Genomic DNA, 16,051 nt, shown 5'->3' with positions numbered 1-16,051 from the left:
CTTTCAGAGAAAGTGGTATAATGAAAAAATCAAAGGGAAACGAGTGATGAATCAATGCCAGATAAATTAATTTTACCTCAAAACACACGACTCATGGGAGTGTTCCTTGGCTTTATCGGTGGTTCTTTGGATGTGTTCTGTCATATCCAGTACCATAGTTTGGTGGCGACACAGACAGGGAACATTCTCCTACTGATATCAGATTGGCACGATTCACATGTCATCAATACTATGTTGAGATTCTGCTCGATTATATTCTTTTCCCTAGGCTTTCTTTTTGCCTTACACATGAAAGAATATCGCAAAACAGCCTATTGGCGAATTAAGATGCTACTTCCCTTATTTATCGGGACCCTTGTTCTTCCCTTCTTTTCCCGCTTTCCTCTATTAGAAGTTCCTTTTATTGCTTTTGGAACAGGCATGATGATGCTAACATTTACGGGTAGTTTGATTGAAGATCATCCCTATGTCATTTTTATGACGTCTGGAAATTATAGAAAGATGTTGACTGCTTTGTATCGCATCGTTAGAGGAGAAGGAGATGTTCAAGAATATCGTCGGCAAGCCTTGAACTATGGCATTGTTGTAGGCAGTTTCGTCGTGGGCGCTATTAGCTTGGCTGTATCTATGCATTTTCTCCATGAATGGTCTATCTGGATTGTCAGCTTCAATTTGTTTTTGATTATAGCATACTATATTGTTAGAGTGAAGCAGCTAGATTTGCAAGATGAAAATATATAAAACGGCAAATCTCTCAAATTGAGATTTGCCGTTTTTGGTATGATGGCCATGTCGTACATCTGAGGTGAAAGTCCTCCGTGGGCTCTCCGATATCGGTAACTCAATAGCGATTCCCAAGCCTGACTATCGTGAGGTAGCTGATTAAAACGATCTGGTGATAGAGCGTTTTAAGTCTGACACTTGAAAAAAGAATCATCAGAGGAAGGGATGGCTAAACCGTGGCGCTACGAACACAAGGCATGTATAGTGGAGTGGATAAGGGGTTGCAAACTCTAAAGTCCAAATAGGCAGGCCTAATCTATATATGTGAATCACGAGAGTAATTGAATTCGGACTAAGGTTTGTGTGAAAAAGTCATCATGAAGTTCGTAGAGTACCTAAATGGATATAGACCTAGGGAAATTTTTCGATACAGTTCCTCAAGATAGATTGACGTCCCTACTACATAACATGATTGAAGACGGAGATACGGAATCCTCGGTTCGTAAGTATCTTCATTCAGGTGTTATCATTGACGGTCAGCGTAATAAAACGTTATCTGATGGCACTAGATTATCAACCTTCTGTAGACCAAAACCGATCTGCCATAAATCACGCTTAGCTTCATAAGACAAGTTTGGATGGTCAATGTTGTAAGTTGGTTGCATAAAGAGTTCCTTTCAATTCTTTTTCTGAGTCATCGGTAAAGGGTGAAATTTAGTAGGAACTGTTTTAAATTATAAAAAGCATTCACAATAAGTTATACCCAACATCCCATGCACTCATCTGGAATGTCCTTTAGATGAATGGTTTGATTAAACGAATAATTCTAGCGCTCATACTTATCAAATTCATTGGTATACACCACTCTGAACTCGTTGGTCTGTTCAAATCCCAACTCAATTCCCCCAACACCTGAGAAGAAAGCTGAAATGTTGTACTTCTCAGGTCGGTTCGAACTTACAGAATTTGTTATGTCTTACCTGCTTTCTAAAATAATGACTTTTCTAGTATAACATTAAAAGTTCATTTACTTATAATTTTCACGCAAAAAGATCTAACCTAATCAAATATTGAAATTTATATTAAACCTAATTACTGTTGATTTATATTTTTCCTTTTCCAGTGAGGTATATTCATCGGTCTGTTATATAAATTAAAAAGAGGTATTTAGCACCGCTACCTATATCTGTATATTTTCTTATGAGCTAACTTACTCTGATTACTCTTTGTTTCAGTATTGTATAACAAATCATTTAATTTACGAATAATTTCTTCTTTTTGAAACTTAGAAACACTGTCTACGATTGAAACTTTTTTGGAGATTACTTCAACATACTCATCAATCATCATATTTTGAGTATTCAAAGTAGAAATCATTTTTCTTTTAAGGCCATCTATAAATTGACTATCCAAATATAAATCTTGATAAAAACTATCAATAGTTTTGAGGATATAAAATTCTAATATTCCTTTCCCACCGGACCAATAAAATGGACTATTAGAAGTTACAGCATCAAAAATTGTTCTACTAGTATAGCTGAAATATCGATTATAACGGTAGCCCCTATAGCTTAATATCCGCTCTAGACGTAATAAACTTGATACGGATAGATCTTCTATTACATTTGATATGTTAACTTTATTGGTCTTCAAAAGATATTCAATTGATAATTGTATATCATTTTGCTTGTAGGAATAAAAATCATTTGTGAGAATTGAATCTAACTTATCAGTAAGAAGGAAATATTCTCTACAGAAGTTATCCATTTTCTCTTTATTTCTAACACGTTTCCAATGTAATTTATTAACAGAGACTTTTATACATTTTTTACTGTTCTTCGCTCTTGTTACCACTTTACCAAAGCTGAATGAATCATATATAAAGTTAAATCTGCTTGAGAATGAAAATGTTTTACCTGACAATAACCATTGAACATATACAATTTTAAGTTCTGACATTTGATGACTTCTACCAAACTGATTAAACCAATAAAAATCTGTTATTTTTTCATTTCGTTTTGTCCATAATTTATCTAAAATTTCATCTGTAATACGATCACTAATATTTGTTCTTAAGATTATCTCTTTAGCTTGATAGAAAAGGTAATTTTGTTGTTCTTCATCGCAACTCATTAATTTTTTAATCTCAGCATCATAAAATTCAATGTTATCATCCCATTCTGTATAATCGGTATATAACAATTGATATAACATAAAAGCAAGACTGTATTCATTATTCATACTTAATATACAGTTTTTTTGGTATTGATTAAACTGCTCATAAGAATATTCTAAAGACTCAAATAACACTTTTGAATACTCATTAAGCGTTCGTTCTGAACCCTTAAAAATGTTTGTATTATAATTAACATTATTTTGAAATAAGTTCTTTTGCTTCCAAAGCTGAGACCATTTAAAATATTCAAATTCTTCCTCATAAAACTTAAAATTTCTGAATCTTTCAGAACTTCTTATATTATCCTTAATTCGATTTTCTTTCAATCTGGCATATTGAAAATTTAATAATTTTAATACCCTAGAATTTCCATTTTTCTTAACAGATATTTTATACAGATTATTACTATCTATTATTTTTTTTGTTGATATAATTAACCCGTCATATACTCTTTGCATATCAAGCTGAGGATGTCTAAAAATCAGTTTCCATAGAAAATTCTCTACAGTTTCATCTGAAAACTTCAAAGAATTTTTTCTTCCAAAAGTAAATCCTAAAAGCTGTCGTTTAATTTGTTTCACATAGTAATTATATATCAGTTCGTTGTCAAAGGTTTTGAACAATTCATTAAATATTTTGATATCATGATTCAATAAAATATACCATGATTTAAAGGGAAGCATTATATCTATATTAGATGGCTTCTTTCTAGTAATTCTATACATTTCATCATCTGAGACAAATAATCTCCATTTCATTTCCACAAACAATCTATAAAATCTATGAAATTCCTCAAGATTTTTTATTATCTGCTTGTTTTTATCACCTATTTTTTGATAAACATCTTTTTGTATTCCTATAAATACTAACTCTATAAATTCTTTCTTTTCAAATTCTGATAAATTCCTTGTATCATACTTTAGCCAATTATATAGGAATCTAGGTTCTAAATCATCACAAAGTAATTGTTTCCTCATAAATCGATGATTTCTAAAAAAACTTAATTTATAAAATAAACATTCAACTAAAGTATGTTCTCTATCTATTTTATCAATTTTTTTGATATATAATTCTTTTTGAAATTCTATCCAAAACTTTTGAATATATTCCTCTTGTATTCTTTCTCTTATTATACTTTGTAAATCATAGTCTACTCCAGAATTTATTCTCGATATAATACTAATCAAAAATAAACTCATTTTTAGAAGAAATACAAAAGCAATTAATAACAAAAGTAGTGAACTTTGCCATAGATAAATTAGATATAGATTCACTTCATTAGTTAGAAGTGATAACTTTATAATATTTGGGACTATTGTAAGAACTAGCAATGAAAGTATAAACGCTTTACTTTGACTAAAACGATACCAGAAAAAATCTTTCAACACATAGCTTGTTTTATTTTTTCCAAGATACTTCCCTCGTTCATTATTCTCTGTAGTATACTGTAAAAACCCAATATAAATGCCATACATTCCCAAAACACCAACAACAAAAGAAGAAATGTCAAGAAATGATAGTAAGGATAGATTTAAAAATTTTACATGAAATATTTTCTGAATCAAAACAGATGAAATATAATAAAAAATAACGCTCAGTTTGTACTGATCCCAAAAAGTTAGACAATTAATTTAAGCAAAGGATTTAGTTCTGTATTGTACAGGACTAAGTCCTTTTAGTTTTACCTTAATTCGTTTGTTGTTGTAGTAATCAATATAGTCTACAATAGCTTGTTCCAAGTGCTCAAGTGACTGAAACGTATTCTCATAACCATAAAACATTTCAGTCTTAAGAATGCCAAAGAAAGATTCCATCATGCCGTTGTCTGGGCTGTTGCCCTTACGTGACATAGATGCTCGAATTCCCTTACTCTCTAGGAACCGATGATAAGAATCGTGTTGGTATTGCCAACCTTGATCGCTATGGAGAATCGTATTCTCGTAGTGCTTCTCTGTGAATGCCTGTTCCAACATTGTTTGTACTTGTTCTAAATTAGGCGAACAAGAAAGATTAAAAGCAATAATTTCGCTATTAAAGCCATCTAAAACAGGCGATAAATACAATTTCTGCGTGCTATTTGGAATGGCAAACTCAGTCACATCCGTATAGCACTTTTCCATTGGTTTGGCTGCTTCAAATTGGCGTTGAATAAGGTTATCTGCTTTCTTACCAACGTCTCCTTTATGAGAAGAATATTTTCGTTTCTGTCGCATTTTAGCTTGTAAATTGAGTACTTTCATCAAGCGTTGAACTCTTTTATGATTTACCAGATAACCACGATTTCTTAGTTCTAAATGAATCCGACGATAACCATAATTTCCCTTATGTTCGATAAAAATGGATTGAATTTCAGCTTTAAGCTCTTGGTCCTTATCTGGTTTGTCTAGCTGTTTCAAGTGATAGTAGTAGGTCGAACGAGCTAGTTTAATGGCTTTTAGAAGAATATCTAACGAAAACTCAGTCATTAATTCTTGAACAATTTCTGTCTTTCTTCTTTCTCTTTTTCCTCCTTCAATCGGAGTTCTCTCAACTTTTTTAGGATGGCATTCTCCGCTCTCAGGTACTCATTTTCTGCTTGAAGACGTTCTAATTCTGTCCTCTCTTCAGGTCTCGTTTTTAGCTTATGTCCCATTTTAGGTATTCTCCCTCTTGTTTTCTCAACAATAGTATACCCGTTTTTCTTGTATTGTGCTAGCCAATTAAGAAGTATCGTACGACTTGGGAGGCCGTATTCAAGTGAAACTCTATCTTTAGTCCAGCCTTCATGTAAGACTTTATTAATCATTTCTTGTTTTAAATCAGGAGAATAGTAACGATTTTTTCCTTTTTTGACGAATTCTATTCCGTAACGATCAATCAATTTAATCATGTACCTAATATTAGAATTGTTTATCCCAAATTTATTTGAAAGCTTCTCTAAGCTATATCCTTGTTTTCTAAGTTCATAGATTTGAACTTTATCATCATAAGTTAATTTCATAATAAAAATACCCCAAAAGTTAGATTTTTATGTCTAACTTTTGGGGTGCAGTTCAGTTTGATTATGTGATGCAGATTTTTCTTGAAATATAAATTATATATATCATTTAACTTATTAGAAAATCCATTATATTTCAATAATATTTTTTCAAAATTTGTTCTAGGAAACTGTCCAATTCCGCCATTTAAAAGTCTGTTAATATTATTTATTACAATAGCTTTCCTTTTTTGAAAATATTTTATTATGTGGTAAGGAATAAAATATATTATAGATGAACATAATATGGAAATGAATAGTAATAGAATTAAATAAAAAAACATAAGATAATCCTTTTCATTTTTGAAACAGCATGTCAACTGTAATTATAGATATTATACCAAAAAAACACGGCTTATCACCGTGTTTCTATGTTTATCTCACCAACTTCTTCATTTCATCAATACGTGCTACGGTCGCGTCGTATTTAGCTTGGTAGTCGGCTTGTTTGTCGCGTTCTTCTTGGACGACTTCTGGTTTGGCATTAGCTACGAAGCGTTCGTTAGAGAGTAGTTTCTTATCGAGACGGGCCAGTTCACCTTTAACATTGAGGAAATCTGCTAACTGAGGTATATCTATAATTCCACATTTTTGAATCATGTAATATTAATTTCTACACACCCATTAAAAATTCGAATTTCAGATTTGTATATATTTATATCTGAAAACCAATTTGTTTAAAACAATTCTTAAATTCCGTCATATTGTCAATTTGACTTGCATTAATCAATACAACTAATTCTTCTTCAGCTCGGGAACAACCAACATAAAAAAGTTTGTAAGCTGTTAAAATAGATCTAACCGTATTATTGTTAAATATAATTTTTATATCTGCGAGACAAGTTTTCTCTCGAAGTTGTAGCGTATTTTGCTTCAAGCAGATAAACTTAAAGTAATCATTATCTAAATATTTGTTATAAATATTTTGGAAATCATCAATGTACTGTTTTCTATCCTCCGCTTGAATTTTACTTATTTTTTTTTCTAGTTTATCTTCTAGTAAGAAAATATCACGATTAAAGTTATAGAAAAACTGTTGAAAACTATCAAAATTAAATTTATTTTGTGTATAAAAATGTGTAAATAGGTTTAGAAATTCATATATCTTGATACCTGGATTACTTGAATTTTCAGCTACAAATAATATCTTTTTATGCCCTTCTCCTTTAACCCCATGTTGTGTTGACACCATAGGGTTTCTATTATATTCATCAATCAATTTGAATAATTCAATTGATGAAGAGAATAAATCAGTATAGAGAAAAGAGCCATTTCTTTCATATGAGGATATAAATTTATAGAAATCACTACTGATAATTTTCTCATTAACTAATTCCTGAAGTACGGTTTCTAGCGAAGAATCAGATTCTAATAATTCGATAAAGAAATTCATTTTTTCTTTCAGTTTTAACTTATCCTCATGAAGTTCAATTTTCAAAAGATGGTTATTAAAAACTGAAATAAATTTACCAAAAGATAAGTTTCTTTTGCTATTCTTTAAGATACGAATCACTTCACCATAATTTTTATTTTTATATTCATTCAACACTTGAAATAACAAACTTAAAAAAGACATTAGCACATCAGGATTTTCATCATAGTTGCTGTTTGTCAAAACATCCATTACACTAACACGACCATTATTAGGGTATATTTTCTGATATATTGTATAGATTTCTTCAGCAGACTTCCCACTATTATTGATGTTTTGAAACCTTTTTTTATTAATTGTTCTTAATTTATAAAACTCTTCGTAAGCCTCTCTATTATCAAATAAATATTTTTCAATGTTATCTGTGAAGACTAATTGAGGGAATTGACCTTTTTTGCCTTTGTAGGCGACTTGTTTTACTCTAGAAGAAGATTGGTATAAATTATTTAATAAATCAACTATTTCTTCAGAGGATCGGTAATTGGTGGTAAAGGTTTTTGAGAGATTACCATCAAATTCTCTAAATTCAGTTTCAAACGAACCATCATATTTATTATAGATTTCTTGCATCTTGTCTCCAAGAAAATAAACATTTGTTGAACTATCTTTAGCCGAATTATAAAAAAATCTCAAAATAACTGCATTTGTATCTTGAACTTCATCAATGAAAATATAATCATACATCTCACGTAACTTAAACCCAATTTTAGGAAATCTATCTATTAATTTAAATGAAAAGTTCAATAAATCATCATGAGATAAACCACCATTTAACACGGATGAGTATTGTCGTTCATTATAATAAATTTCATATAAATTTGATTTTATTGTCTCCTCAGAAACTTCACCCTCTACTTGAAATCTTTCTTTATATCTATTTAATTTTGTTTCTTCTTTGAGTGTAGTCTCAATTTCTTCTTTATAAATTTCAAGATAATAGTCTATAACTTTCTCATTTCTAAAGAATGGCTTTAAAAACTTATTTAAGAAACTATGAATAGTTGATATTTCAACGTTTGGAGAAACAATTCTTTCCTGCATTACTTGGGAGGCTCTATTAGTATAGGTAATAGACTTCCTGCGAAACAAAATATGATACAATAAAACTATGAATTATGAAGTAAGTAAACCATTAACTGATGCACGCTTTAAACGCCTTGTTGGTGTTCAGCGCACTACTTTTGAAGAGATGTTAGCCGTATTAAAAACAGCTTATCAACGTAAACACGCAAAAGGTGGACGGACCCCTAAGTTAAGCTTAGAAGATCTCCTCATGGCTACTCTTCAATACATGCGCGAATACCGTACTTATGAACAAATTGCGGCTGATTTTGGCATTCACGAAAGCAACTTAATTCGTCGGAGTCAATGGGTTGAATCAACTCTTATTCAAAGTGGCTTTACGATTTCAAAAACTCATCTTAGTGCTGAGGATACGGTGATTGTGGATGCAACAGAGGTAAAAATAAATCGTCCTAAAAAAATCAACTAGCCAATTATTCTGGTAAAAAGAAATGCCATGCTATGAAGGCTCAAGCGATTGTCACAAGCCAAGGGAGAATTGTTTCTTTGGATATTGCAGTGAACTATTGCCACGATATGAAATTGTTCAAAATGAGTCGCAGAAATATCGGACAAGCTGGTAAAATCTTGGCTGACAGTGGTTATCAAGGACTCATGAAGATGTATTCACAAGCGCAAACTCCGAGGAAATCAAGCAAACTTAAGCCACTAACTCTTGAAGATAAATCCTATAACCATGCGCTATCTAAAGAGAGAATCAAGGTTGAGAATATTTTTGCCAAAGTAAAAACGTTTAAAATATTTTCAACAACCTATCGAAATCGACGCAAACGGTTTGGATTACGAATGAATTTGATTACTGGCATTATCAATCGTGAACTAGGATTCTAGTTTCGCAGGAAGTCTAATACACAAAATTTTAACAAATGGTTCATTATTAAGAATATCGTTAATAGTCTTACTAATAAAGTAAGTCTTGCCACTTCCAGCAGGAGCATTTATTTTGTAGAAGTTATTTTGTTGTTGAGCCATAATAATCCCTCCTCGATATAATTAGGTAGTATTTCAGCTTCTTTGCCATTCATGATAATTGAATACATGAAGTCGGTTTTGTCCATACTATTTACAACATCTCTGATGCTGATTGCTAATCCCTTTTTAGTCGGGATAGAAAAATCTAATTTTGATTCAATCTTTATATCTTTCCAAAAATCTCTCCCATATTTTATAAATACACCTTTATTCCTATTCTTATTTGCTTGATTGTATTTTCTTGATTTTATATTTCTTTTGACTCTTTTTTTATTCACAAATGCTGTAATCATTTGTGAACGGTACTTTCTTCGATTTATTTCAGAATAAGGAGGGATAGGAAAAAGTAGTTTATATAAAATTGCTTCTTCTAAAGTTCTGGAATAACCATCATGACATGTTTGAGTGAAAACTTCTATATTTTTCCTTCTATTTTCTCTTTGTTGTTGATATATACTGCCAACATTTTTATTCTCACCAGATAATATTGAGTTTAAAGTCGCATTAGAAGATTTATCACTATCTATTCCCTCTAATTCCTCCCTTTCTTTATCGTAATCAATATCAGTAAAGACACAGGCCGTCATTCTCAATTCATTTAATAGTGGAAAATATTTATGTGCGTGAGCTCCACCACATTGACAATAACTTATATATTGACGAGTTAAATTGATATATTTTGAATGTTTCCTATTAATCAAACTTTCAAAATACATTCTCTCTGCATCACCCTCATAAAAGATAACAGCATCTGAAAAAATTAAATCTGCGAAATTCAATTTAAAAAATGTTTCATAAAATTTTTTATCTCCATTATTAACAATAAATTGATGCAAATCAACTATACGATTCATAAAATTATTTTCTGAACGAATGACTTTTATATCATTAACATCTACATTTTTTACAATTTCAGTTGAATGAGTTGTAATAATTCCTTGTAGATTTTTTTGTTTACTAAAAATAGTTTCAATATAACTAACTAGCACTTTCTGCATTTGTATATGCATATGTGCTTCAGGTTCTTCGATAACAAATAGATTAACAGTAGTTGGTTGAATTGTTCTTCTAAATCTATCAATTTGGAGGCTCATATAAATTAGATTACTAACCCCAAGACCTTGAGATTCTTCAGTTAAACTAAACAAAAATTCATCGGTACTATGTGAATAATTGATTAATAAACTATCCTTAATCAAGTTCAATAAATTCTTTTCGTTAAAATGAAATTTCGCTTCCAAAGCTTCAATTTCATTTTTTGATACATTGTCTAGACTATCTTTTAAGTCGGATAAAACTTGTTGTGCTTCTTTTTGAATACTAGAATCAATTTCTGATTCAGCTAAATCATTAGCTATTTTATTTTTTAATTCATCAAATTTACTATCCCATATAGAATCACGGTCAGTGGAATCAGATGATGAAATAATCGATGTAGTTATCTTTTTATTTTTAAGATTTTCATCATCTAGTTCTCTATCAGCAGATATATATTCAAAATGGAATAATTTTTTAAAATCTTTATATTCAATAATTTTCTTATTATTGAAATCTTTATCAGCATAAAAATAAATACTTTCTGTATTTTGTTCTATGATTTCTTGAAGTATTGTAGCTGATTTGATATCTTGTTTAATAAATTCTTCTTTTATTACCTCTGTATTGAGTTTATAATTGTATTCAAAATAAAAGTTCCGCATATCATCTTCTAGATCCATTAGGTAGTTTGCAAATAGACCTATGGATTCCTCCACATCATAGGACAATACAATTTGAAGTTTTATTTTTATATGTTCATTAATATAATTTATAAATTCAATGAACTTCTCATCATTAAAATCTGAGGAAAGATCTAATTCCTTAACTTTTTTATCCAACAAAGACTTTAATGAGATAGAAAAATCATTAAAATACACTGACTTTCTTGATTTATTATTGAAAACAATGTCTAACAGCTGAATAAGCGAAGTTTTTCCACTATTGTTAGCTCCTGCTAAAATAGCAAAATTTCCATGATTTAAATTTATTGTACTTTTATTAAAGCGTCTATATCCCTCAATAGTAATTTTATCAATTCTCATAAGAATTCTCCTTTTCACAAAGAAAGCGTTACCAACGAATGTTGAGAAATAAACCTAAATATTAAAATTTAGGTTTATGATTCAGATCTTATTTCACCAACTTCTTCATCTCATCAATACGTGCTACGGTCGCGTCGTATTTAGCTTGGTAGTCGGCTTGTTTGTCGCGTTCTTTTTGGACGACTTCTGGTTTGGCATTGGCTACGAAGCGTTCGTTAGAGAGCTTCTTACTTACCATATCCAGTTCTTTTTGCCATTTAGCGAGTTCCTTGTCGAGACGAGCGAGTTCTTCTTCGACATTGAGGAGGTCAGCGAGTGGCAAGTAGATTTCTGCTCCAGTGATGACGCTTGACATAGCGAGTTCAGGTGCAGGGATGTTTGATGCGATTTCCAAGTGCTCTGGATTTGTGAAGCGTTTGATGTAGTTGACATTACTGTTAAAGAAGGCTTCCAAATCGCTATCGCTTGTCTTAACAAGAATCGTGATTGGCTTACTTGGTGCAACGTTTACTTCCGCACGCGCATTACGAACAGCACGGATCAAGTCTTTGAGGCTTTCTACACCAGTGTGAGCAGCGAGGTCTTCAAAGGCTGGGTTAACAGTTGGGTATTCTGCTGTAACGATAGAGCCTTCTGAGATTTGCCCAAAGATTTCCTCTGTAACGAAAGGCATAATTGGGTGAAGGAGACGAAGGATTTTGTCCAAAGTATAAAGGAGAACAGAACGTGTGATGACTTTCTCTTCTTCGTTATCGCTATAAAGGACTTCCTTGGTCAACTCAACATACCAGTCCGCAAACTCGTCCCAGATGAAGTTGTAGAGGATGTGGCCAGCGACACCAAACTCAAATTTGTCAAAGTTTTCAGTGACTTTTCCAATCGTTTCATTGAGGTTGTGGAGAATCCAACGGTCAGTGACATTTCCAGCTTCCTTGTTAACAACTTTTTCGACATTAGCAGTTGCTTGCTCAAGGGTCAAACCTTCATTGTTCATGAGGATGTAGCGAGAGATGTTCCAAATCTTGTTAATGAAGTTCCATGACGCATCCATTTTCTCGTAAGAGAAGCGTACGTCTTGCCCTGGTGCAGAACCGTTTGAAAGGAACCAACGAAGGGCATCGGCACCATATTTTTCGATAACATCCATCGGATCAATCCCGTTTCCGAGAGATTTAGACATCTTACGTCCTTGCTCATCACGGATAAGACCGTGGATCAGAACGTTTTGGAATGGTTGACGGCCAGTGAATTCCAATGATTGGAAGATCATACGAGACACCCAGAAGAAGATGATGTCGTAACCTGTTACCAAAGTTGAAGTTGGGAAGTAACGTTTGAAGTCTTCTGAGTCGACATCAGGCCAGCCCATGGTTGAGAATGGCCAAAGGGCCGAACTGAACCAAGTATCCAAGACGTCTTCGTCCTGAGTCCAACCGTCACCTTCAGGAGCTTCTTCGCCAACATACATTTCACCCTCAGCGTTGTACCAAGCAGGGATTTGGTGACCCCACCAGAGCTGACGAGAGATTACCCAATCGTGGACATTTTCCATCCATTGGAGGAAGGTATCGTTGAAACGAGGTGGGTAGAATTCTACCTTGTCCTCTGTATCTTGGTTGGCAATGGCATTCTTGGCCAATTGGTCCATCTTAACAAACCATTGCGTAGACAAGCGTGGCTCAACTACAACACCTGTACGTTCTGAGTGACCAACACTGTGGACACGTTTTTCGATTTTAACGAGGGCACCGATTTCTTCCAACTTAGCAACGACTGCCTTACGAGCTTCGAAACGGTCCATGCCTGCAAATTCGAAGGCCAAGTCATTCATAGTTCCGTCGTCGTTCATGACGTTGACTTGTGGCAAGTTGTGGCGTTGACCAACCAAGAAGTCATTTGGATCGTGGGCAGGTGTGATTTTCACGACACCAGTACCAAACTCTGGATCTGCGTGCTCATCTCCAACGATTGGGATGAGTTTATTAGCGATTGGAAGGATGACGTTTTTACCGATCAAGTCCTTGTAGCGTGGGTCTTCTGGATTGACCGCAACGGCAACGTCTCCAAACATAGTCTCAGGACGAGTTGTCGCAACCTCAAGAGCGCGTGAGCCATCTTCCAGCATGTAATTCATGTGGTAGAAGGCACCTTCGACATCCTTGTGAATAACCTCGATATCAGAAAGGGCTGTACGAGCTGCTGGGTCCCAGTTGATGATAAACTCACCACGGTAGATCCAGCCTTTCTTGTAAAGGTCCACAAAGACCTTGCGAACCGCTTTTGACAAACCTTCGTCAAGCGTGAAACGTTCGCGAGAGTAGTCTACAGAGAGCCCCATCTTACCCCATTGTTCCTTGATAGTAGTGGCATATTCGTCTTTCCATTCCCAGACTTTATCAAGGAATTTCTCACGACCAAGGTCGTAACGGCTGATGCCCTCGCCACGCAAGCGCTCCTCAACCTTAGCCTGAGTTGCAATCCCAGCGTGGTCCATCCCTGGAAGCCAAAGCGTATCAAAGCCTTGCATGCGTTTTTGACGGATGATGATATCTTGCAACGTTGTATCCCAAGCGTGACCAAGGTGGAGTTTACCAGTTACGTTTGGTGGTGGAATCACGATAGAGTATGGCTTAGCCTTTTTATCGCCAGAAGGCTTGAAAACATCTTCGTCAAGCCATTTTTGGTAACGACCAGCCTCAACCTCGGCTGGATTGTATTTAGGTGAAAGTTCTTTAGACATGTGTTTGTCCTTTCTCTATTGTTTTCATTTTTTCTTGAATCTGCTTTGCAACTTCTTCTGCGGACAGATTCGTATTATCAATTTTAAGGTAGTGGTGAAGAGCACTCGGTTGCTTTTGAGAATTAAGTTGATTCGTTTTATCAGTCTCTAAAATCTCTCTTTCAGATACCTCAAAATACCGTTTCAAGGGTTTGTATTTCAACCGATTCTCCGTCCGATTGCGACGTAAGCGCTCCTCCAGAGACGTTTCTAATTCAACAAAAAGAATCTCTTGATGATAGTCATTCAACAAATCCTGAATTTGCTTCAAATACATCAGCTGGTACTGATTTGAAAAATCAATCACGTCAGTTAAAATTACTGATCGCTGATTTCTTGCACTTGCTCCAAGGAAAGAAAAGGTAATTCCACGAACAAATTCCCACATCTCCTCTGTAAAGTCCTGATAAATTTCTAGTGCAAAATCAATTGGTTGATGGTTGAAAAAGAGAGTCGCACCGGTGAGTTTTGAAAGTTCCTGACCAATGGTCATTTTCCCTGAGGCTGGAGCACCAATGATGAAAAGATGCATCAAATCACCTCCCACTCACTCCTCAGCAAGCCGTATCTCAAATCATCACAACGATTGCCTTGGGCATCTTTGCGATCCCTTATGCGAGCTTCAAGGGTGAAACCAAGTTTCTCAGCGACTCGTTGACTTTGGACATTGTAACCAAAACAAGTTAGTTCAATCTTGTGTAGGTTCAATTCTTTAAAAGCTAAATCAATCAAGGCACGCGCCGCTTCAGGAACATAACCTCGGCCCCAATAGTCTGGGTGCAAGGTATAGCCAATCTCTAGCACATCATCTTCGTGGCGATGGGGGAAATCGACAGAACCAATGATTGTATCGGTCCCTTTAATCACAATTCCATAGCCTGCTGGGAGATTATCCTTTTGATTACGCTCGGGAAGGATATGTTCTAGGTAATAAATCTCATCTTCCAAGGTTTTGACAGGTGGAAACCCTGCTGGGTAAGAGACTTCTGGACGACTGGCATAGCCAAAGATATCCTCAGCATCCGCCACTGTACGTACTCGCAAGACCAGTCGCTCCGTTTCGATTTGTTCTGGCAGTTCAGTTCTTGTCATTCTTCTTCCTCGCTTTCTTGATGAAGCTCCCCATAGGATCGACTCGGTCATCTAGATAACGATAAACGCGCTGATGGCCATCCCCCATAAAGTAAGTAGGCGCAAAGTGGTCATTTTTAAAATGGCCCTTGTCATCTAAGAGCTCTTGGTCAGCCAGTCGCTCGAGAATTTTGGCAAAGATATGACAGATGCCCTCTTCCTCGATAATCCGATCAACCTGGCAATCCAAAACGACTGGACAGGCCTCCAAAATCGGAGCCTGAGTTCGTTCAGAAATCTCGTAGTCAAGCCCTAGGTGTTTCAATTTCTCCCGATGGCTGATAAAGCCAGCCTGCTCCATCTGGATCATGAGTTTTTCGTCAGGGATGTTGACAGTGAACTGTTGGTAATGCTTAATCTGGTCAGCTGCATTTTCCTCAGCACCAACACCTATGACCAACCAATCTCCCAGACTATAAGAGGAACTGCAGGTCGTGATATTGTGCCCAAAGTTCTGGTCCTGATAGCCCAAAATGAAGATAGGAAAACCATAGTAGAGCTTACTGGTGTTAAAAGATTGTTTCATGGCAACCTCCTTTGGCTAGGGGTGTAAAAGAAAAATCGTCCCTGCCATCAATCTGACAGGGACGAATGTGTTAATCCGCGGTACCACCCAATTTCGGGCAGATGCCCGCAACTTACGTCTTTAAAACAAAAA

The 16,051-nt window shown here is 34.6% G+C and carries 11 protein-coding genes and 4 pseudogenes; 3 read left to right on the top strand and 12 right to left on the bottom strand.

The genetic code is table 11. The annotated features are described in order from the left end of the window. Positions 1-54 precede the first annotated feature (54 nt). Positions 55-741 carry a YoaK family protein gene (locus RRU92_RS01285; protein ID WP_315640069.1) on the top strand — a complete coding sequence of 229 codons (687 nt, stop codon included), beginning with the start codon at positions 55-57 and terminating at the stop codon, positions 739-741. 344 nt (positions 742-1,085) lie between these two features. Continuing rightward, positions 1,086-1,278: pseudogene (locus RRU92_RS01280) on the top strand (group II intron reverse transcriptase/maturase); the annotation flags it as partial. A gap of 2 nt (positions 1,279-1,280) precedes the next feature. Here RRU92_RS01280 and RRU92_RS01275 read toward each other — a convergent pair. From RRU92_RS01275 to RRU92_RS01250, 6 genes and pseudogenes are all read right to left on the bottom strand, one after another. Beyond that, a pseudogene (locus RRU92_RS01275) lies at positions 1,281-1,388 on the bottom strand (cell filamentation protein Fic); the annotation flags it as partial. A gap of 164 nt (positions 1,389-1,552) precedes the next feature. Then, positions 1,553-1,696: pseudogene (locus tag RRU92_RS01270) on the bottom strand (DNA cytosine methyltransferase); the annotation flags it as partial. A 203-nt stretch (positions 1,697-1,899) separates the two neighbouring features. After that, complete coding sequence (locus tag RRU92_RS01265; RefSeq protein WP_315640068.1) at positions 1,900-4,374, bottom strand: hypothetical protein; 2,475 nt, start codon at positions 4,372-4,374, stop codon at positions 1,900-1,902. Positions 4,375-4,530: 156 nt separating this feature from the next. Beyond that, a protein-coding gene (locus RRU92_RS01260) for an IS3 family transposase (protein ID WP_315639819.1) occupies positions 4,531-5,879 on the bottom strand; the annotation gives its coding sequence in 2 pieces (ribosomal slippage) (positions 4,531-5,429 and positions 5,429-5,879; 1,350 coding nt in all). A gap of 411 nt (positions 5,880-6,290) precedes the next feature. After that, positions 6,291-6,479 (bottom strand): annotated as a pseudogene (locus tag RRU92_RS01255) (hypothetical protein); the annotation flags it as partial. Between the two features lie 91 nt (positions 6,480-6,570). After that, a complete protein-coding gene (locus tag RRU92_RS01250; RefSeq protein WP_315640066.1) occupies positions 6,571-8,436 on the bottom strand; it encodes a UvrD-helicase domain-containing protein in 1,866 nt (621 codons plus the stop codon). 19 nt (positions 8,437-8,455) lie between these two features. Between RRU92_RS01250 and RRU92_RS01245 the strand changes: the two genes are divergently transcribed. After that, a protein-coding gene (locus RRU92_RS01245; RefSeq protein ID WP_315639137.1) for an IS5 family transposase occupies positions 8,456-9,261 on the top strand; the annotation gives its coding sequence in 2 pieces (ribosomal slippage) (positions 8,456-8,830 and positions 8,833-9,261; 804 coding nt in all). On the opposite strand, the gene RRU92_RS01240 is transcribed toward RRU92_RS01245, so the two are convergent. From RRU92_RS01240 to RRU92_RS01215, 6 genes are all read right to left on the bottom strand, one after another. Next, positions 9,250-9,402: a hypothetical protein gene (locus tag RRU92_RS01240; protein WP_315640065.1), complete on the bottom strand. Its 153-nt coding sequence runs from the start codon at positions 9,400-9,402 to the stop codon at positions 9,250-9,252. The genes RRU92_RS01245 and RRU92_RS01240 overlap by 12 nt on opposite strands. Beyond that, positions 9,369-11,483 (bottom strand): ATP-dependent nuclease, encoded by a 2,115-nt coding sequence (locus tag RRU92_RS01235; protein ID WP_315640063.1) that lies wholly within the window; start codon positions 11,481-11,483, stop codon positions 9,369-9,371. Before RRU92_RS01235 ends, RRU92_RS01240 begins: the two co-directional genes overlap by 34 nt. A gap of 88 nt (positions 11,484-11,571) precedes the next feature. Further along, on the bottom strand, positions 11,572-14,223 hold the full coding sequence (locus tag RRU92_RS01230; RefSeq protein ID WP_315640059.1) for a valine--tRNA ligase: 2,652 nt from the start codon (positions 14,221-14,223) through the stop codon (positions 11,572-11,574). Beyond that, the gene (locus tag RRU92_RS01225) at positions 14,216-14,794 is read right to left on the bottom strand and encodes an AAA family ATPase (RefSeq protein WP_315640895.1); all 579 of its coding nucleotides are present in this window, start codon (positions 14,792-14,794) and stop codon (positions 14,216-14,218) included. Before RRU92_RS01225 ends, RRU92_RS01230 begins: the two co-directional genes overlap by 8 nt. After that, complete coding sequence (locus RRU92_RS01220) at positions 14,794-15,354, bottom strand: GNAT family protein (RefSeq protein WP_315640057.1); 561 nt, start codon at positions 15,352-15,354, stop codon at positions 14,794-14,796. Before RRU92_RS01220 ends, RRU92_RS01225 begins: the two co-directional genes overlap by 1 nt. Beyond that, a complete protein-coding gene (locus RRU92_RS01215; RefSeq protein WP_301560082.1) occupies positions 15,341-15,919 on the bottom strand; it encodes a flavin reductase family protein in 579 nt (192 codons plus the stop codon). The genes RRU92_RS01220 and RRU92_RS01215 overlap by 14 nt, the downstream gene beginning before the upstream one ends. Positions 15,920-16,051: the final 132 nt, after the last annotated feature.

The sequence above is a fragment of the Streptococcus sp. DTU_2020_1001019_1_SI_AUS_MUR_006 genome (assembly GCF_032340315.1).
Classification (GTDB): Bacteria; Bacillota; Bacilli; order Lactobacillales; family Streptococcaceae; genus Streptococcus.
The sequence above is the reverse complement of the archived record's forward strand: the minus strand, read 5'-3'. Positions and strand labels throughout refer to the sequence as shown.

Bases quoted from the DNA above. Each gene is read 5' to 3' on its own strand.
- RRU92_RS01285 (WP_315640069.1), top strand. From the start codon at position 55: ATGCCAGATAAATTAATTTTACCTCAAAACACACGACTCATGGGAGTG.
- RRU92_RS01265 (WP_315640068.1), bottom strand. From the start codon at position 4,374: ATGTATGGCATTTATATTGGGTTTTTACAGTATACTACAGAGAATAAT.
- RRU92_RS01240 (WP_315640065.1), bottom strand. From the start codon at position 9,402: ATGGCTCAACAACAAAATAACTTCTACAAAATAAATGCTCCTGCTGGA.
- RRU92_RS01235 (WP_315640063.1), bottom strand. From the start codon at position 11,483: ATGAGAATTGATAAAATTACTATTGAGGGATATAGACGCTTTAATAAA.
- RRU92_RS01230 (WP_315640059.1), bottom strand. From the start codon at position 14,223: ATGTCTAAAGAACTTTCACCTAAATACAATCCAGCCGAGGTTGAGGCT.
- RRU92_RS01225 (WP_315640895.1), bottom strand. From the start codon at position 14,794: ATGCATCTTTTCATCATTGGTGCTCCAGCCTCAGGGAAAATGACCATT.
- RRU92_RS01220 (WP_315640057.1), bottom strand. From the start codon at position 15,354: ATGACAAGAACTGAACTGCCAGAACAAATCGAAACGGAGCGACTGGTC.
- RRU92_RS01215 (WP_301560082.1), bottom strand. From the start codon at position 15,919: ATGAAACAATCTTTTAACACCAGTAAGCTCTACTATGGTTTTCCTATC.